Genomic DNA, 22,590 nt, shown 5'->3' with positions numbered 1-22,590 from the left:
CTGAACGGCTCCGCGAAACGGCTGGGCACAAGCAACGGCCGGGGCCGCCACCCCCCACAGGAGAGGCCCCGACCGTCGCGTAGCGGACCGCGTGCGGCCCGTACTCTCTTCAGCGCCGTGAGTGCGGTTTCTGTCACACCCGGCCGTGGCGAAAGATCACCCTGCGCACATCCGGACCCGGTCACGAGTTAGTTGCATCTTCTACGGACATGGACGAGTAGAGGTTTCACGCCGTAACGTGCCTTTCGCGCCGACCGAAGACAGGCGTAAAGGGAGTACGGTGCTGGGGGACGACGCGGAGCTGACCGCCGCGGTGCGTGCGGCACAGAACGGGGACGAGACCGCGTTCCGCACGGTGTACCGCGCGGTGCATCCCCGGCTGCTCGGATACGTACGCACGCTGGTCGGCGATCCGGACGCCGAGGACGTCACATCCGAGGCATGGCTGCAGATCGCCCGCGACCTGGACCGGTTCAGCGGTGACGCCGACCGGTTCCGTGGCTGGGCCGCCCGGATCGCCCGCAACCGCGCCCTGGACCACATACGCATGCGGGGCCGCCGCCCCGCCATCGGCGGCGACGAGACGGAGCTGACCGGCCGCGCCGCCGAATCCGACACGGCCGGCGAGGCCATCGAGGCCCTGGCCACCGACAGCACCCTCTCCCTGATCGCCCGGCTCCCGCAGGACCAGGCCGAGGCGGTCGTCCTGCGCGTGGTGGTGGGCCTGGACGCCAAGACCGCGGCCGAGACGCTCGGCAAACGCGCGGGTGCCGTCCGAACCGCCGCGCACCGCGGTCTGAAGCGGCTCGCGGAGCTGATCGGCGCCGATCCGGAATCGGCGGGCGGACTCGACGCGCTTCCGCCGCAGCGAGAACCGCGCCGGGGCGCGGTGACGTCCGCAATGGTGACGCAAATGCGTACGCGGACGCAGAAGGACATGTGATGGCCGACGAGCAGTACACGTGGCTGAACCGTGAGACGGCGGAACGTCTGCTGCGCGGTGAGTCGCTGGAAGCCGTCGACGACACCGCCCGTGACCAGGCCGAACGCCTCTCCAAGGTGCTTGGAGCGCTGGCCGCGGAGGCGGCTCCCGCGCCCGGTGAACTCCCCGGCGAGCAGGCCGCGCTGGCCGCGTTCCGCAAGGCACGCGAGGCCGCCGAGGTGGAGCGCACCGCCGCCGCCCATGCCCCCGTGCCCGCCCGCACCCCGGTATCCGATGCCGACGCGGGCCTGGTCCGGATCGCTGCCCCGGCCCGTACCGGAATCTCGGCCCGGCGCCCCCGCTGGGCCCGCCCGGTGCGCCTGGCGCTCGCCGCCGTGGTGGCCGCGGGCACGCTCGGCGGGGTCGCCGTGGCCGCCGGCAGCGGAGTGCTGCCCACGCCGTTCGGCGACAAGCGACCCGGTCCCGCCGTCTCCCGCTCCGCCGAGGAGACCTCCGCGGGGCCGCTCGCCTCGTCGCCCCCGCAGGCCACGGCCGGTGGCCGGACGGGCCCGGGTACCCCGGGCGGCAGTCACGGCGGGCACCCGAAGTCCTCCGAGGAGGCCGTGGCACCCGGCGGAGGACCGGACACGGGCGCGTCTCCCGGCTCCGGGGCACCCTCCGCGACGCCCGGCACCGGCTGGACCGGCGCCGCCGCGGCCTGCCGGATCCTGCGGGACGGCAAGGACCTGGACAACGGCCGCAAGCGCGCGCTGGAGCACCTGGCGGGCGGCTCCGCCCGCGTGACAACGTTCTGCAAGGTCCTGCTGACCGCCGGCGACCCCGCCTCCGGCCACGGCAACGCCGGCGGGGACACCTCCGGCTCCGGGCGGCACGAGGACAAGGGCTCGGGCAAGGGCAACGGCGACAAGGGCGAGAACAAGGACACGGACGAGGACCAGGGCCAGGGCAACGGCCAAGGGAAGGGCAAGGGCAAGGGCAACGGCCAAGGGAAGGGCAACGGCCGTGGTCACGGGCCCGGCGGTGCGGGCGGTGGCAAGGGCGGCCGGCACCGCGGCGCCGCGCCCGCTCCCTCCGCCTTCGCCCCGCAGCCCACCGCGCCGGGCGAGCACCGGGCGGCCCCGGCTCCGACGTCACCGCTCTCTGACCGGCACCCCAACCCCTGACCCGCTTCACCCCTCTGACCTGCGGTTTTGTGATTCGCGAAAATTTTTCGCCCCGAGGTGTGACGTTTCTGGAGCCTGCGACGCAGTACTGAGTGAGCCGACTGGTCATCGGCCGTCGCACTGAGCCGGGGTTCCCCCCGTACCCACGGCTCGTGCACCTGGCGCGGGCGGGACACGTTCCCCCGGTCCCGCCCGCGCCCCGCGAACCACCTCTCTCACCGGCGCCCGGCGCTCACCAGGACACGACGACCTTGTCGCCGACCCGCACCTGAGCGAACAGCCCGGCGATCGCCGTCTCGTCCCGGACGTTCACACAGCCGTGCGAGCCCCCCGCGTAACCGCGCGCCGCGAAGTCGTACGAGTAGTGCACCGCCTGGCCCCCGCTGAAGAACATCGCGTACGGCATCGGTGCGTGATAGAGGGTCGACACATGGTGCCGTGACTTCCAGTAGACGGTGAACACACCCTCGCGGGTCGGGGTGTACTGCGCGCCGAAGCGCACGGCCATGGTGGACAGCGTCTGCCCGTCGACCATCCAGCGCAGCGTCCGGCTGGTCTTGCTGACGCACAGCACCCGCCCGGTCAGACAGCGCGGATCGGGCGCGGCGGCCGGCTGCCCGCCCATCGGATACAGCTCCCACCGGTCCGGCGGACGCGTCATCGCCACCAGCCGCTGCCAGGTCACGGTGTCCGTGGCACCGGTCCGCGGCAGCCCGCGCTTGCCCTGGAAGCCCTTGACCGCCTGCACGGTCGCATCGCCGTACGACCCGGTCGGCCCGACCGCCAGCCAGGCCACCTGACGCAGCCGCGCCTGAAGTTCCCGCACCCCCGGCCCGCTGTCCCCGCGCGACCACACCACCCGTGGCGCGGGCGCCGGCTGGGCAATGGGCGTCGTCCGGGCGGGCTGCGGAGCACGACTGGCCGGCACCTGCACCTGCACCGGCAGCCCGCGCTTGCCGTCGGCGTCCGCCGGCTGCACCGTGCACCCGCAGAGCGCGGCGAGCGCGGCGGTCGAGGCGAGCAGGACGGCAGATCTCCGCGGGATCCTCATGCCGAGGATGTTTCCCCGCGTGACCGGCGCCGAACTACGGGGCATGGTGAGGAGTACCGGTCCTACCGCGGAGGCATCCATGGCACGTGAGTCGGAGTCGGGTCTGCCGATCGAGCCGGTCTACGAGCCGGCCGACCTGACCGGCTGGAACCCGGACCACAAGCTGGGCGCGCCGGGCGCGTACCCGTTCACCCGCGGGGTGTACCCGACCATGTACACCGGCCGGCCCTGGACCATGCGCCAGTACGCCGGCTTCGGCACGGCGGCCGAGTCCAACGCCCGCTACCGGCAGCTGATCGCCCACGGCACCACGGGCCTGTCCGTCGCCTTCGACCTGCCCACCCAGATGGGCCACGACTCCGACGCGCCCCTCGCGCACGGCGAGGTCGGCAAGGTGGGCGTGGCGATCGACTCGATCGAGGACATGCGGGCGCTGTTCGACGGCATCCCGCTGGACCAGGTCTCGACGTCGATGACGATCAACGCGCCGGCCGCGCTGCTGCTCCTCCTCTACCAGCTGGTGGCGGAGGAACAGGGCGTGGCGGCGGACCGGCTGACCGGCACGATCCAGAACGACGTGCTGAAGGAGTACATCGCGCGCGGGACGTACATCTTCCCGCCGAAGCCCTCCCTGCGCCTGACCGCGGACATCTTCAAGTACTGCACCGCCGAGATCCCGAAGTGGAACACGATCTCGATCTCCGGCTACCACATGGCCGAGGCGGGCGCGTCCCCCGCACAGGAGATCGCGTTCACCCTCGCCGACGGCATCGAGTACGTCCGTACGGCGGTGGCGGCCGGCATGGACGTCGACCACTTCGCCCCGCGCCTGTCCTTCTTCTTCGTGGCCCGGACGACGCTGCTGGAGGAGGTCGCCAAGTTCCGCGCGGCCCGCAGGATCTGGGCGCGGGTGATGAAGGAGGAGTTCGGCGCGGAGAACCCCAAGTCGCTGATGCTGCGCTTCCACACCCAGACGGCGGGTGTGCAGCTGACGGCGCAGCAGCCGGAGGTGAACCTGGTCCGGGTGGCCGTCCAGGCCCTGGCAGCCGTCCTCGGCGGCACCCAGTCGCTGCACACCAACTCCTTCGACGAGGCGATCGCGCTGCCGACGGACAAGAGCGCGCGGCTGGCGCTGCGGACGCAGCAGGTGCTGGCGCACGAGACGGACGTGACGGCGACGGTGGATCCGTTCGCGGGGTCGTACGCGGTGGAGCGGATGACGGACGACGTGGAGGAGGCGGCCGTCGATCTGATGCGCAGGGTGGAGGACCTGGGCGGGGCGGTCGCGGCCATCGAGCGGGGGTTCCAGAAGGCCGAGATCGAACGGAACGCGTACCGCATCGCCCAGGAGACGGACTCCGGGGAGCGGGTGGTGGTGGGGGTGAACCGCTTCCGGCTGGACGAGGAGGAGCCGTACGAACCCCTCCGGGTGGATCCGGCCATCGAGGCCCGGCAGGCGGAGCGATTGCGGAAGCTGCGGGCCGAGCGGGATCAGGGGGCGGTGGACGCGGCGCTGGACGCGCTGAAGAAGGCGGCCCAGGGAGAGGACAACGTGCTGTACCCGATGAAGGAGGCGTTGCGGGGGCGGGCGACCGTGGGGGAGGTGTGCGGGGCGTTGCGGGAGGTGTGGGGCAGCCATGTGCCGAGCGATGCGTTCTGACTCCTCGACGGCCACGACCGACCGCCACCCCGAGCCGCAGTGTCATACCCCCGTGCCACACTCCTTCTCATGTTCGGCGTCATCGATCTCCCCACCTATCTCGCGGGCCTGACCCTGATCATCCTGCTGCCCGGCCCCAACTCCCTCTACGTGCTGTCCGTGGCCGCCCGGCGCGGCGTGCGGGCCGGCTACACCGCCGCCGCGGGGGTCTGGTGCGGGGACACCGTGCTGATGACGCTGTCCGCCGCCGGGGTCGCCTCGCTGCTCCAGGCCAACGCGCTGCTGTTCGGGATCGTGAAGTACGCCGGCGCCGGATATCTGAGCTGGCTGGCGGTCGGCATGCTGCGAGCCGCGTGGCAGATGTGGCGGAACCGGCGGGAGCAGGCCGCCGAGGAGGCGACGCCGGCCAGGGTCACCGATGAGCGGCCCTTCCGGCGCGCGTTCGTCGTCAGCCTCTTCAACCCCAAGGCGATCCTGTTCTTCGTCGCCTTCTTCGTGCAGTTCGTGGACCCGGGCTACGCCTACCCCGCGCTCTCGTTCGTCGTCCTCGGCGCCTTCGCGCAAGCGGCCAGCTTCCTCTACCTCAGCGCGCTGATATTCGGCGGCACCCGCCTCGCCACCGCCTTCCGCCGCCGCAAGCGGCTGTCGGCGACGGCCACGTCCGCGGCGGGTGCGCTGTTCCTCGGGTTCGCGGTGAAGCTGTCGCTGGCCAGCGCGTAGGAGGTCACAGACCCACCGTGGCCCGGTAGGCCGCCTCGGCCCCGACCACCGTCTCGCCCGCCCAGCCCACGTACCCGTCCGGCCGGACCAGGAAGACACCCGGGCCGTACGACTCCGGGGCCGCCGGGAGTGAGCGGACGCCCGCCATCGTCGCGCCGAGCACCGTCCAGTGCGGCCCCCGGAACAGGTCGAAGAGCCGTACGCCGGCCACCGTGCCGTCGGGGGCACGGTCGCCTGCCCGTACCGGGCCGGTGACCGCACGCGTCTCCACGCTCAGGGACGACTCCTCGTACCCGAGCCCGAGCTGTACCGTCGCCCTGCCGCGCCGCACTTCCCCCCGGTGGATGCCCGTCGACAGCTCCAGCATGGCCGCCGCGTTCGCCCGGCGCTCCTCCTCGTAGGTGTCCAGCAGCGTGTCCGGTGCCCCGCCCCGCAGCACCGCGCCCAGCTTCCAGCCGAGGTTGTAGGCGTCCTGCACGCTGGTGTTCAGGCCCTGCGCGCCGGCCGGCGAGTGCACGTGGGCCGCGTCGCCGGCGAGGAACACCCGGCCCGCCCGGAACCGGTCCGCCAGGGCGGCCCGCGGCCGGAAGTCGGACGCCCAGCGCACCTCTGTCACGTCCTCGGCGTTCAGGTGCGTGCAGCGCGCGACCAGCTTGCGGATGCCGTCGGGGGACGGGTCCGGTACCGCGTCCTCGGCGAGGCGCGCCTGCAGCTGGAAGTCCTCCGTGCCGGCCAGCGGGCACAGCCCGAGGACGCTGCCGTCGTCCCCCGGGAAGGCGTGCCAGTGGTCCCGGTCCAGACCCGTCAGCCGCAGGTCCGCCACCACGAACGGCGCCGGGTCCACCGTCTCGCCCGCCAGGCGGATGCCCAGTGCGCGCCGGACCGCCGAGCGTCCGCCGTCGGCGGCGACCACGTACCCCGCGCGGATCGTCGTACCGTCGGCGAACTCCACGGTCACGCCCTCCGGGTCCTGCGTGAGGCCCGTCGCCTCCCGCCCGAAGGCGACCCGCCCGCCCAGTTCCGTCAGCCGCGCGTACAGCACCTCCTGCGTCCGCCACTGCGGAATCATCCGCGGCTCGGTGTACGGCGTGCCCTCGTCCGCCTCCACCTTCTCGAACATCGACTGCTCGCCCAGCCGCGCGCCGTCCTTCCAGATCATCCGGTCCGGATAGGGCCCGCTCGCCGCCAGGATCGCGTCCACCACGCCGAGGTCGTCGAAGACCTCCAGGGTGCGTGGCTGGAGGCCCTTGCCGCGTGATCCGGGGAAGAGTCCGTCGGCGCGCTCCACCACCAGGGCGTCCACACCCCGCCGGGCCAGGTCGATGCCGAGGGTGAGACCCGTCGGACCCGCGCCCACGATCAGGACATCCATCGCAAGTCTCCTTAACGTCGTTAAGTGCTGTCGCTCATGAGCGTGCCCTTAACGCCGTTAAGCTGTCAAGCTGTCGGCGTGAGTACGGAACGAAGGGCGCCCCTGGACCGCAAGCGGGTCGCCGACACGGCGCTGCGGCTGCTGAACGAGGTCGGCCTGGAGGGGCTGACCCTGCGCGCCATCGCCAGGGAGCTGGACGTCAAGGCGCCCGCCCTGTACTGGCACTTCAAGGACAAGCAGGCGCTGCTGGACGAGATGGCGACGGAGATGTACCGGCGGATGGTCGCCGGCACCACGCTCGACCCGGCCGACACCTGGCAGGAGCGGCTGCTGAAGGCCAACCGCGGACTGCGGGCCGCCCTGCTCGGCTACCGCGACGGCGCCAGGGTCTTCAGCGGCTCACGCTTCACGGGTACGGACCACGCCCCGGCCCTCGAGGCGAACCTGCGGCTGCTGACGGCGGCGGGATTCACGCTCGCCCAGGCCGTCGACGCGGGCCGGACCGTGAACACGTACACCATCGGTTTCGTCACCGAGGAGCAGGGCGTGCGACCCCTTCCGGGCGAGCGCCGGGAGGGGTTCGACGTCGAGGAACGCGCCCGGCGCCTGGCCGACTTCCCGCTCGCGGCCGAAGCCGGAAAGCTGATCTTCGACGACTACGACCGGCAGTTCGAGGAGGGGCTCGCGCTGGTCATCGCGGGTATCGAGGCGCGGTACGGGATCGGCTGACGGCCTTTGTGCCGGTCGAGTCGGTCGAGGAGGCGAACTCCGGGGAGAGTTCCGGTGTACGGGTCTTCTTCAACGCCCTCTTCAGCCGGGGGCCGAACGGTTTCTCCACGAACCGGTGGATCAGCCAGGCCAGCAGCAGCATGCCCGGTACGGTCACGGCGAGCGTCGGCCACGGCGGCAGACCCAGCCCTCGGTGCAGCACCCGGATGACGAACCAGCCCAGGTGCTCGTGGACCAGGTAGAACGGATAGGTGAGCGCGCCGGCCGTGACCAGCCAGGGCCAGGAAGCCCACCGCGTCCAGCCCACCGCCACCGCGGCCACGGCGGCGAAGGCGACGGTGACGATCGCCAGGATGACGTACGGATCGCGGTGGAAGTCGCCCTGCGCGCCCGCGTGCCACAGTCCGCGGGTGGCGTTGCTCTGCCCGAGCAGCCAGGACACGGCGACGATGCCCCACAGCAGCAGGTCGCCGCCGAAGCGATGGATCAGGTAGAGGGCGAGACCGCCGATGAAGAAGGGCGCGTACTCGGGCATGACCAGCTGGTCGGTGAGCGCGTTCCCGGATGTGCGGCAGACCACCGCCGCCAGCGTCCACACGCAGCAGAAGAGCACGACCCGGCGGTAGGTGACCCCGCGCACGACGACGAGCAGGGCGAACAGGGCGTAGAACCGCACCTCCACCCAGAGCGTCCAGCACACACCGAGGACGCGGTTCGCGTTCATGGGCTGTTGAAGCATCGTCAGGTTGACCAGGAACTCGTCCGGCCGGACCGGGTGGACGACGGCGGGCAGGACCAGGGCCGCCGCCGTGACCAGCGCGAGGGCGACCCAGTAGGCGGGGTAGAGGCGGGCGACCCGGGAGCGGAAGAAGTCGCCGAGCGTGCGGCCCCAACTGCTCATGCAGATCACGAAACCGCTGATGACGAAGAAGAATTGCACGCCCAGACAGCCATAGGTGGCCACCTGGGACAGGGTCGGGAAGACGCGGGCCGGGGTCTGGTGCCAGGAGGCGGAGACCGTGCCGCCGCGTCCGGCGTAGTGGTAGAGGCAGACCATCAGCGCGGCCACGAGACGCAGACCGTCCAGGGCGAGCAGACGGCCTTTTCGTTGTGCACGGGCCGTTCCGCGGGCGGGGGGAGCGGGAACGGCGGCAAGGGTGGGGGAGAAAGCAGCCATGGTGTTCGGCGCCTACCCGGACCGGCGTTGATCATCTCGTCTTTTTTGTGAAAGTCCCCGGCGTGCGGGAGCCGGTTCACCAGTACCTGGGCGAATCACGGAAATGTCTTGATCGACAGGCCGATCATTCGTTCCCGCGACCCGGTTCGTTAACCCGTACGTCGTTTTACCTTCCTGGTTTCTCCATCCACCCCCACGCCTCGGTAAACGCATGGCACTCGGCCGCAGAGCCCGGATATGCCCGGCAAGAACCAGGAGAGCCATGGCAAGGGTCCCGAGCCGGCGGGCACCCGCGCGTGGAGGGGAGCTGGAGCCGGACCGTCACCGACGTGCGCGACCGGCAGGAACTGCTGTGGAAGGTCACCGAGGAGAACGCGGCCCGGATCCGGACGATCCTGCGCCGGTGCGAAGGAAAGGGGCGGGCCCGGCAGCGGGCCCGCCCCTTTCCCGGCGTCAGCGTCGTACGACTCGGCGCAGGCTCCGCGCCTTGCGCGCCATCCGGCGGACCGCCGCGTTGCGCGGGATGAACCCCAGCTGGGCGGGCAAGCCGCCGGGCAACGCCAGTGACGTGAGCCGCTTGCGCTTGAAGTAGCGCAGGGTCTGCTCGGTCAGGTTCTTCGCGAGCCACCTCTCGGTCTGGGCGCGCAGCTTCGGCAGGATCTTCGGCTGCATCGCGAAGCCCACCGCACGCACCAGCGCGCCCAGCGCCTCGACGTCCGTGCCCGGGCGCTGCCCGGTGACGGCCGCCCGGTCGGACAGGTCGGGCAGCAGCGCGTCCACGATGGTGACCGGGACGCGGTTGCTGTTCTCGTACGGCGTCAGCCGCTCCAGCAGCAGCTCGGTGCCCACCCGGGCGACCGGCAGGCCGTACAGCGCGGACGCGGTGAGCAGCGCGGTGGAGAAGCAGCCGACGACCAGCGCGGGGCGCATCCGCTGGTACAGCACCTCGGCGAGCACCGGCGTGTCGAGGACGGTCAGCTCGACCTTCAGCTTCTCCGCCTCCTGCTCCAGCAAGCGGGTGAAGCGGGCCGGGGCCGACGGGTGCGGCTTGAACACCACCGTGGTGTGGCCGAGGGCGGCCGCGCCCTTCAGCATCCGCACATGCAGGTTCTCCTCCTGCTCGGCGGTGAGGATGTCCAGCGCGGACAGGTACTGGCCGAGCAGCAGCGCAGGCTCCTCGACCGCCGGCAATGCGTCGCCGAGCGGTGCCAGTTCGGCCAGCACCTTGGTGAAGGCGGGCGTGGGCACCACCTCGCCGGGCACGCCGAACTCCGTGAGCAGCAGGGGCTTCAGGCCCGGGACCAGGTCCAGGTGGAGGACGCGGTCGACACGGGTGCCGACCAGCGGGTCGAGCTTGTTGCGGGTGGGGCCGTAGCTCATCAGGCCGTCGGCGTAGACGGTGACCGGCGCGCCGGTGAAGATCTGCGTGAGCGCCAGCGACGGGTTGACCTGGATCGACTCGACGGCCAGCTCGACGTCGTCGGTGCCGAGCTGCCACTCGTGGCGCATGTACCGCTCCCAGAGCGGCAGATCCTCTCCGCGCGGAGCCCAGCCGCCGGGGTGGAACGGGAAGACGGTCTCGTTGTACGACACCACGTCGTCGAAGCGGTCGCGCAGCCGCTCGAAGCCCGGCATCCCGTCCAGCGCCGGGGTGGTCTCGGGCGTGGCCGCGTTGTTGCACACCAGCAGGACCCGCCGGTCGGCCGGGCGGAAGCAGCCGGAGTCCAGGGCGGCGGCGAGCGTGGCCGTGCCGTACAGCGTCGACGCCTGGAAGATCTGGGTGGTCACGCGGCGACCCCCGCTGCGGCGGGACGGCGGCGCAGCCGGCGCAGCCGGGTGGCGCGCTGGAGGTCCATGGAGTCCAGCGCCTCGTCCAGCACGTCCTGCGGCATGCGCCGCAGGGCGGCGGCACTCATGGACTTCAGTTTCTTCGCCACCGCTGGCTCAAACCTTTCGATCGATCCCAGGTGATGGGAAATGATCGCGCAATAGGTACGGACGGCCTTGGGCAGCAGGATGCCGGCCTCCCGGTCCGCCGCGGTTTCCGAGATGACCTGATCGAACGCGCGGATGAAATCGAGCTGCCGCACATCACCGATCTGGGTGAGGGACGAGGCGACCCCGCGCCGGTAGAACACGCCGAGCAGGCTCACCGCCGCGAAGGATTCCGCTTCCCGGTGCAGCTTCCAGATCCACGGCCGGTCCTCGGCCGTGCGCAGCCCGTCGGTGAAGTGCAGCAGTCCTTTGTCCAGCAGCCGGCGGTGGTAGATGCCCGCCCATGCGTACGCGTAGTCCACGGAGGTGGACCGGTCGGCGGGCAGGATCGCCTCACGCGGGTTCAGCACCGTGTTGCGCCGGCCCACCGGCACCCGGTGCACGCTGCGCGACCGGGCGGTGCACTGCACATGGTCGGTGCGCAGGAAGTCGCAGCCCAGCTCCTCGATGGCCGCGAGCAACTGCGGGAAGTAGCCGGGGGCGAGCCAGTCGTCGCCGTCCAGGAATGTCAGGTACTCGCCGCGCGCCCGGTCGATTCCGGTGTTGCGCGCGGTCGCCAGCCCTCCGTTCTGCTCGTGCCGGACCAGCACCGCGCCCGGCAGCTCGCGCTCCGCACGCGCGAGAATCTCTGGTGTCCCGTCGCGTGAACAGTCGTCGACGAGAATGAATTCGAAGTCCTCACGCGCATTCGACTCCAGACTCCTGAGGGTGTCGGGCGCGTATTGCTGCACGTTGTAGAACGGCACGATGACGGAGAGCTTGACCACGTCAGGGACGTTAGGGCGCGGCCCGTCATTCGTCTTGACGGCCTGCTTGATACCGGGTGAACGGCACGTGGCGAAGCTGTGAACCAGGCTGTTTTGCAAGGCGATCGCGGCCTGATTCGCCATTCGGCGATGTGCTGTTAACCGTTTGTTGTATTCGGGTTGGGCGGAACCTCGGAATGGCTTCCTAGCGTCTTCGACGTGCCAGCAAGTGCAACGAAGTCCCTGCGGGTCGCCGTCCTCGCGGACTCCGACACCCGGTGGAAGTGGGGCGCGCTCACCGCGCAGCGGCTCACTCCCGCGGCTGCCGACGTCCGGCTCGACGGCTACCTCCTGCGGGGGCGCGCCACCCCGACCGCCCGCCAGCTGAAGGAAGTCGGCGTCCAGGCCGAGTCCCTCCGCGAGGTCACCGGCGTCGAGTTCCTGCGCGCGATGACCGACGAGTCCTACGACATCCTCGTCCTCGCCCTGGTCGGCGGCGGCGTCCAGGCGATGCTGCACGGTCTGCGCCGCGCCTGGGCTTCCGGGAAGCGTCCCGTCGTCGTCACCGGCTATGTCGGGGTCGTCTACGAGAAGCTCGCCGACGGGCTGCTGCTGCGGCACGGCGCCGACCTCGTGCTCGCCAACTCCCGCCATGACGCGGACCGGTTCCGGGCCGTGTACGAGGGCGTGGGCGCCGACGCCTCCTCGGTCACCGAGGTCGCGCTGCCCTTCCTCGGCGGCGAGCCGTACACCGGCGAACACGAGCCGTACACCGTGGCGTTCGCGGCCCAGCCGTCCGTACCGGACAACCGCCGCGACCGTACGTACCTCCTGGGCCGTCTCATCGAGCACGCCCGGCAGCACCCCGAGCGCGAGGTGCTGCTGAAGCTGCGCTCCAGGCCCGGCGAACACACCACCCACATCGAGGAACTGCCCTACCAGAAGCTGGCCCAGGGCACGGACCTGCCGGCCAACTTCCGGCTGGTGTACGGGCACATGGGCGAGGTGCTGGACCGCACCGACCTGCTGGTCACGGTCAGCTCCACGGCCGCCCTGGAGGCCCTGCACCGCCGGATCCCCACAGCCGTCCTCACCGACCTCGGGGTGCGCGAGGCGCTCGGCAACCACCACTTCACCGGCTCCGGCTGCCTCGCCTCCTGGAACCAGCTCGACGCCGGGCACCGGCCGGTGCCGGAAGCGGACTGGGTGGCCCGGCAAGGGGTCGCCGCCGACGGCTCCTACACCACCGCGTTCGACACCGCCCGCGAGCGCATCACCAAGCTGCTCGACCGCGCCGGCGGCCTGCCGCCGCTGACCCCCTACTACACCTCCGAGACCGCCCCCGGCTATCTGCCCGGCATCCTCGCCCGCCACCACCTCGGCCCCGACGGCGCCCCGCTGCCCGGAGCGCCCGCCGCCGACAAGGCGCCCGGCCCCGTCCGGCAGATCGTGCGCCGGGCCGCACGCGGCGCCTACCGGCACGGCGTCCAGCGAGTCGCCCCCGTGATCCGGCGGATGGGCGAGCTGTGACCTCATTCCAAGGAGTAGACCCCATGTCCAACTCGGCAGCGGGCCCGGGCGCTTCGGTCCGCCGGGTGCTCGCGGTGATTCCCGCCCGCGGCGGCTCCAAGGGCGTACCCGCGAAGAACCTCGCCCCCGTGGGCGGCGTCCCGCTCGTGGCGCGGGCGGTACGCGAGTGCCGGGCGACCCGGCTGGTGACCGACGTCGTCGTCTCCACCGACGACCAGGCCATCGCCGCCGCCGCCCGCGAGGCCGGCGCCGAGGTCGTGCTGCGGCCCGCCGCCATCGCCGGCGACACCGCCACCTCCGAGGCCGCGGTCCTGCACGCCATGGACACCCACGAGGCGCTGCACGGCGCCCCGGTCGACGTGGTCCTCCTCGTGCAGTGCACCAGCCCGTTCCTGATCCGCGAGGACATCGACGCCGTGGCCGCCGCGGTCGCCGAGAACGGCGCCGACACCGCCGTCACCGTGGCCCCCTTCCACGGCTTCATCTGGCGCGACGCCGACGTCGAGGGCGAGGGCGGGACAGGCGTCAACCACGACAAGTCCTACCGCCCGCGCCGCCAGGACCGCCCCCAGGACTTCCTGGAGACCGGCGCCGCCTACGCCATGCACGCGGCCGGCTTCCGCAAGCAGGGCCACCGCTTCTTCGGCCACACCGAGCTGGTCCGCACCGACCCGGCCCGGGTGCTGGAGATCGACGACCCGCACGACCTGGCCCGTGCCCGGGCGCTCGCCCCGCTCTTCGACGCGGACCGCCCCGGCGCACTGCCGACCGCCGACGACGTGGACGCGGTCGTACTGGACTTCGACGGCACCCAGACCGACGACCGGGTGCTGATCGACTCCGACGGACGGGAGTTCGTCGCCGTGCACCGCGGCGACGGGCTCGGTATCGCGGCCCTCCGCAGGAGCGGCCTGAAGCTGCTGATCCTGTCCACGGAACAGAACCCGGTCGTCGCCGCCCGCGCACGGAAACTGAAGATCCCCGTGCTGCACGGCATCGACCGGAAAGACCTCGCGCTGAAGCAGTGGTGCGAGGAGCAGGGCATCGCGCCGGAGCGCGTGCTCTACGTCGGCAACGACGTCAACGACCTCCCGTGCTTCGCCCTCGTCGGCTGGCCGGTGGCGGTCGCGAGCGCTCACGACGTCGTACGCGGCGCCGCACGCGCGGTCACCACGGTCCCCGGCGGTGACGGCGCGATCCGAGAGATCGCCAGCTGGATCCTCGGCCCCTCTCTCGATTCCCTCCCCAAGTAAGGACACCCCCTGATGAGCACCAACTCCCGTCTGCGTACGTTCGGTTCGCGCGAGGTCGGCCCCGGCAGGCCCGTCTACATCTGCGGCGAGATCGGCATCAACCACAACGGTGAGCTGGAGAACGCCTTCAAGCTGATCGACGTCGCCGCCGAGGCCGGCTGTGACGCCGTCAAGTTCCAGAAGCGCACCCCGGAGATCTGCACCCCGCGCGACCAGTGGGACATCGAGCGCGACACCCCCTGGGGCCGGATGACCTACATCGACTACCGCCACCGCGTGGAGTTCGGTGAGGACGAGTACCGCCAGATCGACGCGTACTGCAAGGAGAAGGGGATCGACTGGTTCGCCTCCCCGTGGGACACCGAGGCCGTCGCCTTCCTGGAGAAGTTCGACGTCCCGGCCCACAAGGTGGCCTCCGCCTCCCTCACGGACGACGAGCTGCTGCGCGCCCTGCGCGCCACCGGCCGCTCCGTCATCCTCTCCACCGGCATGTCCACCCCGAAGCAGATCCGCCACGCGGTCGAGGTCCTCGGCTCGGACAACATCCTCATGTGCCACGCCACCTCGACCTACCCGGCGAAGGCCGAGGAGCTGAACCTCCGCGTGATCAACACGCTGGAGAAGGAGTACCCGAACGTCCCGATCGGCTACTCCGGCCACGAGACCGGCCTCCAGACCACCCTCGCCGCGGTCGCGCTCGGGGCGGCCTTCGTCGAGCGTCACATCACCCTCGACCGCGCCATGTGGGGCTCCGACCAGGCCGCCTCCGTGGAGCCGCAGGGCCTTCAGCGCCTGGTCCGCGACATCCGCACCATCGAGGCCTCCCTCGGTGACGGCGTCAAGAAGGTCTACGACTCCGAGCTGGGCCCGATGAAGAAGCTGCGCCGCGTCGCCGGTGCCGTCGCCGAGGCGGAGATCGCCGCGGCGGCGGGCGAGCCGGTCTCGGTCTGAGCACCCCGATTGCCTGACGGATTGCCCTACGACGGGACGGTCGTACGCCGATGAGCCCCCGCGCCGGTCACGCCGGCCAACCTCCCCGCACGCTCGCCTTCGTGGAGAGCCCGGTCCAGCTGCTGAACGTGCTGGAGTGGGCGCACCTGAAGGGCCTGCACGGCGCGGCACCGGACAGCCTGCCGTCCGTGCCCGCGCAGATACGGCGGACGGTGGCCGGCGGGACCCCGGCGGCCGGTGCGGAGCTCACCGTCGTCGTCCTGTCCCCGACCGACCCCATGACCCGGGGCCAGCTGCGCCGCATGGCCGACCTGGCCCGGGACGAGGGGTACCGGGTGCGCTGGGAAGAGGCGCGGGGCGGTACGACCGCGCCCTTCCACACCATCGGCGGCCTGGCCGGCCCGCTGCGCCGCGCCGACCGGATCGTCATGGGGGACCCGTTCTCCCGCTATGTGCAGCTCCTGCTGACCATCACCCGCGCCCGCGACCTGGTCGTCGTGGACGACGGCACGGCGACGATGGAGTTCGTCGCCCAGCTGGCCCGCGGCGAACGCCTGGTGCGCTGGCACCGCAAGGGCGGCCGTCCGGGCGCCCGCGACCTGCTCTTCGCGCCGGTGTCCTCCTCGGCCCGGCGCCGCCTCACGCCGAGCGCCCGCCGCCGCGTCGAGGTCTTCTCCTCCATGCCGGTGACCGAGGTCCCGGACGGCGTCGGTGTCACCGCCAACGCCTTCGCCTGGACCCGCGCCCGCTTCGGCCCGCCGCGCATCACCAAGAGCGCGGACATGGTCGGCACCTCTTTGGTGGAGACCGGCGTCGTGGACGGCGAGCGCTACCTGGAGGCCGTCCGCGGCCTGGCCAAGGCCCACGGCGCCACCCGCTACTTCGCGCACCGCCGGGAGAGCGCGGACAAACTCCACCGCCTCGCCGCGGAGACGGGCCTGGAGATAGTCCGCCCGGACCTCCCCCTGGAGCTGATCGCCCGCCGCGGTCCCATCGGCCGTACGATCCTCAGCTTCCCCTCCACGGTCGTCCACACCCTGCCGTTGGCCCTGGCCGGCACGGGCGTGCGCGTGGCGGTCTGTGACATCGACCCGGCCTGGCTCACGGACACCGCCTCGCCGCGGGCCCAGGGTTTCCTGTCCGGAGTGACCGGTACGGCCCGGGACGTCCACCGGCTGGCGGCGGTGAGCCTGGCCTAGTACGCCCCAACTCCCTTGGACCGGATCACGAGTTTGATTTGATTCCTGCCTCGGCCACAGAGAGCATGGCGTATACCGGCGCGCGTTGCCGGTGCAACGGGGTAACGGGGTAACGGGGAGGACGACAGGTATGTCCTGGGACGAGTGGGAGCAGCTGAAGGCGGACGCCGCGGCCCGCGGCTCCACGCAGATGCAGCTGAACCATGTTCCGATGGATCCGGGCGGCAGCGGTGCCGCGGGCAAGCTCAAGTCGGACAAGAAGACCTGGACGATGGCCGGCGAGGACACCAAGGGCCTCCAGGACGGCATCGGCAAGGCGCTGGGCAAGCTGGACGACGGACAGTCAGGGCTGGGCGAGATGTCCGGGTGCGAGTCCGCGGCGGCCCAGAAGGAGCTGTACGACTCCTGGAAGGAGTACGTCGGCAAGGTCAAGAGCCGCTGTGGTGAACTCGGCGGGATCATGGAGACCTCCGGGCACGACCTGTCGAAGTCGGACGGCGAGGTGAGGGCCGAGCTGGACAAGATCGCGGCCAAGTACAAGGACACCGACGCCGTCGGCGGCCAGGCGAAGGGCCGGTGACGGGGCGGTCATGGACATAGCGACGCTGAAGGCGCTGAAGCCCTCCGAGTTCGAGGAGGCCGCCGACGGGTACCGCGCCACGGGCGACATGGCGAGCACGGCCAAGGACGCGATCGAGAACAAGATCGCCCCGAGCCTGCGCAACCAGCTCGAGGGCAAGGCCATGGAGGCCGCCGTGGGCGAGCTGAAGGAGCTGGGCAAGAACTTCCACTACATCCAGACCGAGTGTGCGCTGGCCAGTACGGCGCTGAATGGTTTCGCCTTCGACATGGCGGCGGCCAAGCGGAAGCTGGAGGCGGCTCTGGAGGACGCGAAGGCGGCCGGGTGCACGGTCGGTGCGGACGGTTCGGTGTCGTTCCCGGCGGGTGGCAAGGAGGTCGACGGCAAGGTGCCCGAGGGGGGCACGGTGTCGGCCAGCACCAGCTCGACGGATGCGACGGCGAACGCCATCGAGCAGCAGGCCATCCACATGCACCCGAACCCGAACTTCGGCAAGGCCGTCGGGTTCGCGAACCGTATCGGGGACGCGCTGAAGGAAGCCACCGACGCGGACACGAAGTGGGCGCCGAAGCTGCGGGCACTGAAGGCCGACGACGACCTGAAGGTCTCGGACAAGGACTGGTCGGACGTCAAGTCGGACCAGGACGGGGTGAGCGAGGCCGGCAAGAAGTACCTCGACTCGCTCCCGCAGCCGCCCAAGGACGGCGCCCCGAAGGACAACGCGGCCTGGTGGAAGGGGCTCACCGACGAGCAGAAGGCGGCCTACATCTCCATGCGCCCCGACAGCGTGGGCAAGCTCGACGGCTTGCCCTCCACGGTGCGCGACGAGGCCAACCGCATCGTCCTGGACGAGACCCGGGCTCGCTACCAGCTGGAATTCAACTCCATTCCGAAGCCGCCGGTGAACGAGTGGACCTACATCACCAGCGGCGGCTTTGCATCCAAGGTGCACACCGACGAATGGATGGAGTGGCACAAGAAGTACGGCGATCGGTACGACCACCTCGACAAGTCGCTCCACGGCATGGAGGCCATCGAGAAGCGCTTCGACAGGACCGGTGAGCACGGGCTTCCCGAGGCCTACCTGCTGGGCTTCAGCGGCGATGACGACGGCCGCGCGATCGTGGCCAACGGGAACCCGGACACCGCGGACCACCAGGCCGTCTACGTACCCGGTACGACGTCGGACCTGAACAGTATCGAAGGCAATGTCAACCGGATGGTCAACCTCTGGGACGTGGCCCACTCCAAGTCCGGCGGTCAGACCGTCTCCACGATCACCTGGCTGGGCTACGACGCACCGGACGAGGTCGTCAAGGACGCGCGGAACGACAGCTACGCATACGACGGTGCGCCGGCGTTCAACAAGTTCCTGGACGGGCTGGAGGCGTCACACACCGGTGACACGCCACCGCACCGGACCGTGATCGGCCATTCGTACGGATCGACCGTCATCGGTGCCGCGGCCCAGAAGGGGACCCTCAACGCCGACGACGTCGTCTTCGCGGGCAGCCCCGGCGTCCTGGTGTCCGGCGCCGACGAGATGGACGTCCCCAAGGGGCACGTGTGGAACGAGGAGGGCGGCTCGGACCCGGTTCCGGAGCTCGGCCGCTATTTCCTCGGCGGGGACGGCACCATCATCCCGAGCGACAAGGACTTCGGCGCCAATCAGATGGCGACGGACACCCATGGGCACGGCGGGTACTGGGACCCCGGCTCCAAGAGCCTGTTGAACCAGGGGCTGGTCGTTGTCGGGAAGGGTGACGACGTGGAGCTGAAGCCCTCGTACGGCACGTTCGGGCCGCCCGGTTCCTGGGATCATGTGAAGTAGGAGAGACTCCCTGACGTGAAGATCAAGCTGGGCGTCCTCGCAGGCGCCATGGCCCTTGCGCTCACTACCCTCACCGGATGCAACATGACTGACAACGGCTCCGACAGCCCCTCCGCCGGCACCGGCTCCGACAGCCCCTCCGCCGGCACCGGCTCCGACAGCCCCTCCGCCGGCACCGGCTCCGGCATCCCCTCCGCCGGCACGAGCACGTCGAGTGACGCCGCAGACGAGGTGGAACGTCTTTCCAGCGGTATCTACGACCTGATCGGCGTCAAGGGGAAGACGTCCGACAGCCGCGCGACCGTGACGGAGTGTTCCGGCAAGGACCCGGACAAGTACTTCCGGGTCCTCCACCCGTGGAGCTTCACCCCGGCGTCCTCCGGTGACCTCGAGACAGCCATGCAGCGGCTCAAGGACGCACTGCCGAAGCACGGCTGGAAGATCGTCGAGTACGGGCCGGACACCAGCAGGAACAAGAACCTGAGGCTCACGGCCGACAACGACGCGAAGAAGGCCAGTGTGCACATCATCCAGATGGCGAAGGACAATCCTCCGATGCTGAGCGTGGATGTCATCTCTGGCTGCTACCAGGTCCCGGACGGCCAGGAGGTCGAGCACTTCTAGCGCCCTCCCGGCCTCACCCCTCTGCGCGTCGGCACACCCGCCCGCGGGCGGGTCTCGTCCCCCGTACGGCTCCCTGAGCACGGTCGCCACCAGGTCGAGGCCCGCCCCGGCCGGCACCGCGCCCGGGAACCGGGACGCCGTGGCGTCCGGTTTGTGGACATCGCGCGCGTGACCGTGGCAATGCGTGGTATGCGTGGAAGAGAAAAAGAGAGGTTTTACCCACCAGAGTCCGCCGCCATGCGTCCGACGGTCAGATTTTCTTCCCCTAACGGGCTGAACTTTTGTTGATCGAGGGGTAGTTGACCACCCGGGCGTCCTACCCTTCAGAGGGTGAAGCAATTGATGTCCCTAGAGTCCGAGGCCGGCCTCCCGGGGGATGTGCTCCCCGGCGTGCTGAGCGAGTCCCTGCACGCCGAACTCGTCGCGTTCCGACGCGACTTGCACATGCACCCCGAGCTGGGCAACCAGGAGTTCCGTACCACCGCCGCGATCAAGGAGCGGCTGGAGCGGGCCGGGCTCCGGCCCCGCGTCCTCAGTACCGGAACCGGACTCGTCTGTGACATCGGCCTCGCGGAGGGTGAGCGGGCCACCGAACCGGTGCTCGCGCTGCGTGCCGACATCGACGCCCTGCCCATCCCGGACACCAAGACCGACTGCCCGTACCGGTCGACCGTGCCCGACCGGGCGCACGCCTGCGGACACGACGTGCACACGACCGTCGTCCTCGGCGCCGGGCTCGTCCTCGCCGACCTGCACGCCAAAGACCTGCTGCCCCGTCCGGTGCGGCTGATCTTCCAGCCCGCCGAGGAGGTGCTGCCCGGCGGCGCCCTGGACGCGATCGAGGACGGCGCGCTGGCCGGGGTGGGCCGGATCCTCGCCGTGCACTGCGACCCCCGGGTGGAGGTCGGGAGGATCGGGCTGCGGCACGGGCCGATCACCAGCGCCTGCGACCGCCTGGAGATCGCCCTCGACGGGCCCGGTGGACACACCGCCCGCCCGCACCTGACCACCGACCTGGTCACCGCCGCAGCCCGCGTCGCCGTCGACGTCCCCGGAGTGATCGCCCGCCGCGTCGACACCCGTGCCGGTCTCGCCCTCACCTGGGGCCGGATCGAGTCGGGCCACGCCCCGAACGTGATCCCGCAGCACGCGGAGCTGTCCGGGACCGTGCGCTGCCTGGACCTGGAGGCCTGGCGGCAGGCCCCCGACATCGTGCACGCGGCCATCGACGAGGTCGCGACCCTGCACCGGGCCAAGTCCGAGATCACCTACATGCGCGGGGTGCCGCCCGTCGTCAACGACCGGGAGTCCACCGAGCTGCTGCGCCGGGCCATGGTCGCCCGGCGCGGGATGAAGTCCGTCGAGAGCACCGAGCAGAGCCTCGGCGGCGAGGACTTCTCCTGGTACCTGGAGCAGGTGCCGGGCGCGCTGGCCCGGCTCGGGGTGCGCCGGCCCGGCGAGCGCACGGTGCGCGATCTCCACCAGGGCGACTTCGACGCCGACGAGCACGCGATCACGGTCGGCGTGGAGATGTTCACCGCCGCCGCCTTCCTGGAATCGAACGCGGCGCCGAGGTGACCGGGCGGCCCCTTCGGGGGCCGTTCCCCTGATCGGCGCAACACGCATCCAAGCCATTCGTGCACTGTCCGCAACGGAGCCGGAAGAGGGGCCGGAGACCGTGTTCAGACAGTGTTTGCCTCGAATCGATAACGGCTTCGCGAGAGGGTTTTTTGCGACATCTACGCGCGTTACGATGCCGCGAAGCCGACGCCGAAGAGGGCGTCACGGCTCGAGCACTGACATGGTGCTCACATCAAGCGCCTACATGGCGCTCAGGTCAGGTGAAGGAGCCTTCCCGTGCGCCGGGTAGCCAAGCTTTCTGCTGCGTGTATCGCGTCCGCAGCTCTCGCCGTGACTGCCACTGCCTGTGGCAGCACCTCCTCCGACAACAACGGATCGTCCCCCTCCGGTGACGGCAAGGGCGTCAAGGTCGGTCTGGCCTTCGACGTCGGCGGCCGTGGTGACCGTTCCTTCAACGACTCCGCCGCGCGCGGTGTCGACAAGGCCAAGAAGGAGTTCGGCGGCGAGGTCAAGGAGCTGACCGCGAAGACCTCGGACACCGAGGCCGACCGCGAGCAGCGCCTGTCGGACCTGGCCGAGGCCGGCTACAACCCGGTCATCGGCGTGGGCTACGCGTACGCCGCCTCCATGACCAAGGTCGCCGCGAAGTACCCGAAGACCAGCTTCGGCATCGTCGACTCGGTCGTGAACGGCAAGAACGTCGACAGCATCACCTTCACCGAGGAGCAGGGCTCCTACCTGGCCGGTGTCGCCGCCGCCCTGAAGACCAAGTCGAAGCACGTCGGCTTCATCGGCGGTGTGGACGTCCCGCTGATCAAGAAGTTCGAGGCGGGCTACGTCCAGGGCGTCAAGGACACCAACCCGAAGATCAAGGTCGACACGCAGTACCTGTCGCACGGCTCCGACACCTCCGGCTTCGCCAGCCCCGACAAGGGCAAGGAGGCCGCGCAGGGCATGCTCGACAACGGCGCCGACGTCGTCTACACGGCGGCCGGCTCCTCCGGCAACGGCGCGATCGAGGCCGTCGCGGGCAAGAAGGGCGCCTGGGCCATCGGCGTGGACTCGGACCAGTACAACGTCCCGGGTCTGTCCAAGTACAAGAACGCGATCCTGACCTCGATGGTCAAGAACGTCGACGTCGGTGTGTACGACTTCGTCAAGTCGGTCCACGACGGCAAGCCGCTGACCGGTACGAACACCTACTCGCTCGCCAAGGACGGCGTCTCGCTGGCCACCAGCGGCGGCTTCATCGACGACATCCAGGCCAAGCTGGACGCGGCGAAGAAGAAGATCATCGACGGCTCCATCAAGGTCAAGACCACCCCGTGACCTGATGGGTCCCGCCGGACCCAGGCTCGGCGCGGGGGCACCTCCCGGAGCCCCCCGCCGAGCCATAACAATGTGTCAACTCTACGCGTGTAGCATGGAGTTGCCGCGCTAGCGTCGCCGACGCCTGCCCCCTCCCCGCAGCCCCTTTCCCCGAGG

General features: G+C 70.7%; 19 protein-coding genes. 14 read left to right on the top strand and 5 right to left on the bottom strand.

Annotated features, from left to right (window positions below):
- The first annotated feature begins 280 nt into the window (after positions 1–280).
- The gene (locus ACZ7DL_RS02000; RefSeq protein ID WP_470770661.1) at positions 281–943 is read left to right on the top strand and encodes an RNA polymerase sigma factor; all 663 of its coding nucleotides are present in this window, start codon (positions 281–283) and stop codon (positions 941–943) included.
- Positions 943–2,106: a hypothetical protein gene (locus ACZ7DL_RS01995; protein ID WP_470770660.1), complete on the top strand. Its 1,164-nt coding sequence runs from the start codon at positions 943–945 to the stop codon at positions 2,104–2,106. The genes ACZ7DL_RS02000 and ACZ7DL_RS01995 overlap by 1 nt, the downstream gene beginning before the upstream one ends.
- A 232-nt stretch (positions 2,107–2,338) precedes the next feature.
- On the opposite strand, the gene ACZ7DL_RS01990 is transcribed toward ACZ7DL_RS01995, so the two are convergent.
- The gene (locus ACZ7DL_RS01990) at positions 2,339–3,157 is read right to left on the bottom strand and encodes a L,D-transpeptidase family protein (protein ID WP_470770658.1); all 819 of its coding nucleotides are present in this window, start codon (positions 3,155–3,157) and stop codon (positions 2,339–2,341) included.
- A gap of 79 nt (positions 3,158–3,236) precedes the next feature.
- Here ACZ7DL_RS01990 and ACZ7DL_RS01985 point away from each other — a divergent pair, with 79 nt between their 5' ends.
- Both ACZ7DL_RS01985 and leuE read left to right on the top strand, forming a co-directional pair.
- A complete protein-coding gene (locus ACZ7DL_RS01985; protein ID WP_470770655.1) occupies positions 3,237–4,817 on the top strand; it encodes an acyl-CoA mutase large subunit family protein in 1,581 nt (526 codons plus the stop codon).
- 69 nt (positions 4,818–4,886) lie between these two features.
- Positions 4,887–5,537 (top strand): leucine efflux protein LeuE, encoded by a 651-nt coding sequence (gene leuE, locus ACZ7DL_RS01980; protein WP_470770654.1) that lies wholly within the window; start codon positions 4,887–4,889, stop codon positions 5,535–5,537.
- Between the two features lie 4 nt (positions 5,538–5,541).
- On the opposite strand, the gene ACZ7DL_RS01975 is transcribed toward leuE, so the two are convergent.
- The gene (locus tag ACZ7DL_RS01975) at positions 5,542–6,909 is read right to left on the bottom strand and encodes an FAD-dependent monooxygenase (protein WP_470770653.1); all 1,368 of its coding nucleotides are present in this window, start codon (positions 6,907–6,909) and stop codon (positions 5,542–5,544) included.
- Positions 6,910–6,987: 78 nt separating this feature from the next.
- On the opposite strand from ACZ7DL_RS01975, the gene ACZ7DL_RS01970 reads away from it, so the two are divergent.
- Positions 6,988–7,638 (top strand): TetR/AcrR family transcriptional regulator C-terminal domain-containing protein, encoded by a 651-nt coding sequence (locus ACZ7DL_RS01970; protein ID WP_470770651.1) that lies wholly within the window; start codon positions 6,988–6,990, stop codon positions 7,636–7,638.
- Here ACZ7DL_RS01970 and ACZ7DL_RS01965 read toward each other — a convergent pair.
- From ACZ7DL_RS01965 to ACZ7DL_RS01955, 3 genes are all read right to left on the bottom strand, one after another.
- Positions 7,601–8,815: an acyltransferase family protein gene (locus tag ACZ7DL_RS01965; protein ID WP_470770650.1), complete on the bottom strand. Its 1,215-nt coding sequence runs from the start codon at positions 8,813–8,815 to the stop codon at positions 7,601–7,603. The genes ACZ7DL_RS01970 and ACZ7DL_RS01965 overlap by 38 nt on opposite strands.
- 453 nt (positions 8,816–9,268) lie before the next feature.
- Entirely contained in the window at positions 9,269–10,603 is a 1,335-nt protein-coding gene (locus ACZ7DL_RS01960; RefSeq protein WP_470770648.1) for a polysialyltransferase family glycosyltransferase, read from the bottom strand.
- Complete coding sequence (locus ACZ7DL_RS01955; RefSeq protein ID WP_470771187.1) at positions 10,600–11,577, bottom strand: glycosyltransferase family 2 protein; 978 nt, start codon at positions 11,575–11,577, stop codon at positions 10,600–10,602. Before ACZ7DL_RS01955 ends, ACZ7DL_RS01960 begins: the two co-directional genes overlap by 4 nt.
- Positions 11,578–11,775: 198 nt before the next feature.
- Between ACZ7DL_RS01955 and ACZ7DL_RS01950 the strand changes: the two genes are divergently transcribed.
- The 9 genes from ACZ7DL_RS01950 (at position 11,776) to ACZ7DL_RS01910 (ending at position 22,434) form a co-directional block, all read left to right on the top strand.
- Positions 11,776–13,086 (top strand): DUF6716 putative glycosyltransferase, encoded by a 1,311-nt coding sequence (locus tag ACZ7DL_RS01950; RefSeq protein ID WP_470770647.1) that lies wholly within the window; start codon positions 11,776–11,778, stop codon positions 13,084–13,086.
- A gap of 23 nt (positions 13,087–13,109) precedes the next feature.
- Complete coding sequence (locus ACZ7DL_RS01945; protein ID WP_470770645.1) at positions 13,110–14,339, top strand: cytidylyltransferase domain-containing protein; 1,230 nt, start codon at positions 13,110–13,112, stop codon at positions 14,337–14,339.
- Between the two features lie 12 nt (positions 14,340–14,351).
- Positions 14,352–15,290 (top strand): N-acetylneuraminate synthase family protein, encoded by a 939-nt coding sequence (locus tag ACZ7DL_RS01940; protein WP_470770643.1) that lies wholly within the window; start codon positions 14,352–14,354, stop codon positions 15,288–15,290.
- Between the two features lie 50 nt (positions 15,291–15,340).
- Positions 15,341–16,489, top strand: a complete 1,149-nt coding sequence (locus tag ACZ7DL_RS01935; protein WP_470770641.1) for a hypothetical protein — start codon at positions 15,341–15,343, stop codon at positions 16,487–16,489.
- Between the two features lie 130 nt (positions 16,490–16,619).
- On the top strand, positions 16,620–17,069 hold the full coding sequence (locus ACZ7DL_RS01930) for a hypothetical protein (RefSeq protein ID WP_470770639.1): 450 nt from the start codon (positions 16,620–16,622) through the stop codon (positions 17,067–17,069).
- 10 nt (positions 17,070–17,079) lie between these two features.
- Positions 17,080–18,900: an alpha/beta hydrolase gene (locus ACZ7DL_RS01925; protein WP_470770637.1), complete on the top strand. Its 1,821-nt coding sequence runs from the start codon at positions 17,080–17,082 to the stop codon at positions 18,898–18,900.
- Between the two features lie 15 nt (positions 18,901–18,915).
- Positions 18,916–19,524 (top strand): hypothetical protein, encoded by a 609-nt coding sequence (locus ACZ7DL_RS01920; protein WP_470770636.1) that lies wholly within the window; start codon positions 18,916–18,918, stop codon positions 19,522–19,524.
- A 342-nt stretch (positions 19,525–19,866) separates the two neighbouring features.
- Positions 19,867–21,102 (top strand): M20 family metallopeptidase, encoded by a 1,236-nt coding sequence (locus ACZ7DL_RS01915; protein ID WP_470770635.1) that lies wholly within the window; start codon positions 19,867–19,869, stop codon positions 21,100–21,102.
- Between the two features lie 279 nt (positions 21,103–21,381).
- Positions 21,382–22,434 (top strand): BMP family lipoprotein, encoded by a 1,053-nt coding sequence (locus ACZ7DL_RS01910; RefSeq protein WP_470770634.1) that lies wholly within the window; start codon positions 21,382–21,384, stop codon positions 22,432–22,434.
- Positions 22,435–22,590 lie beyond the last annotated feature (156 nt).

The sequence above is a fragment of the Streptomyces sp. NPDC036984 genome, assembly GCF_055607665.1.
Note: the sequence above shows the minus strand (reverse complement) of the source record. Positions and strands in the feature narration are given on the sequence as shown.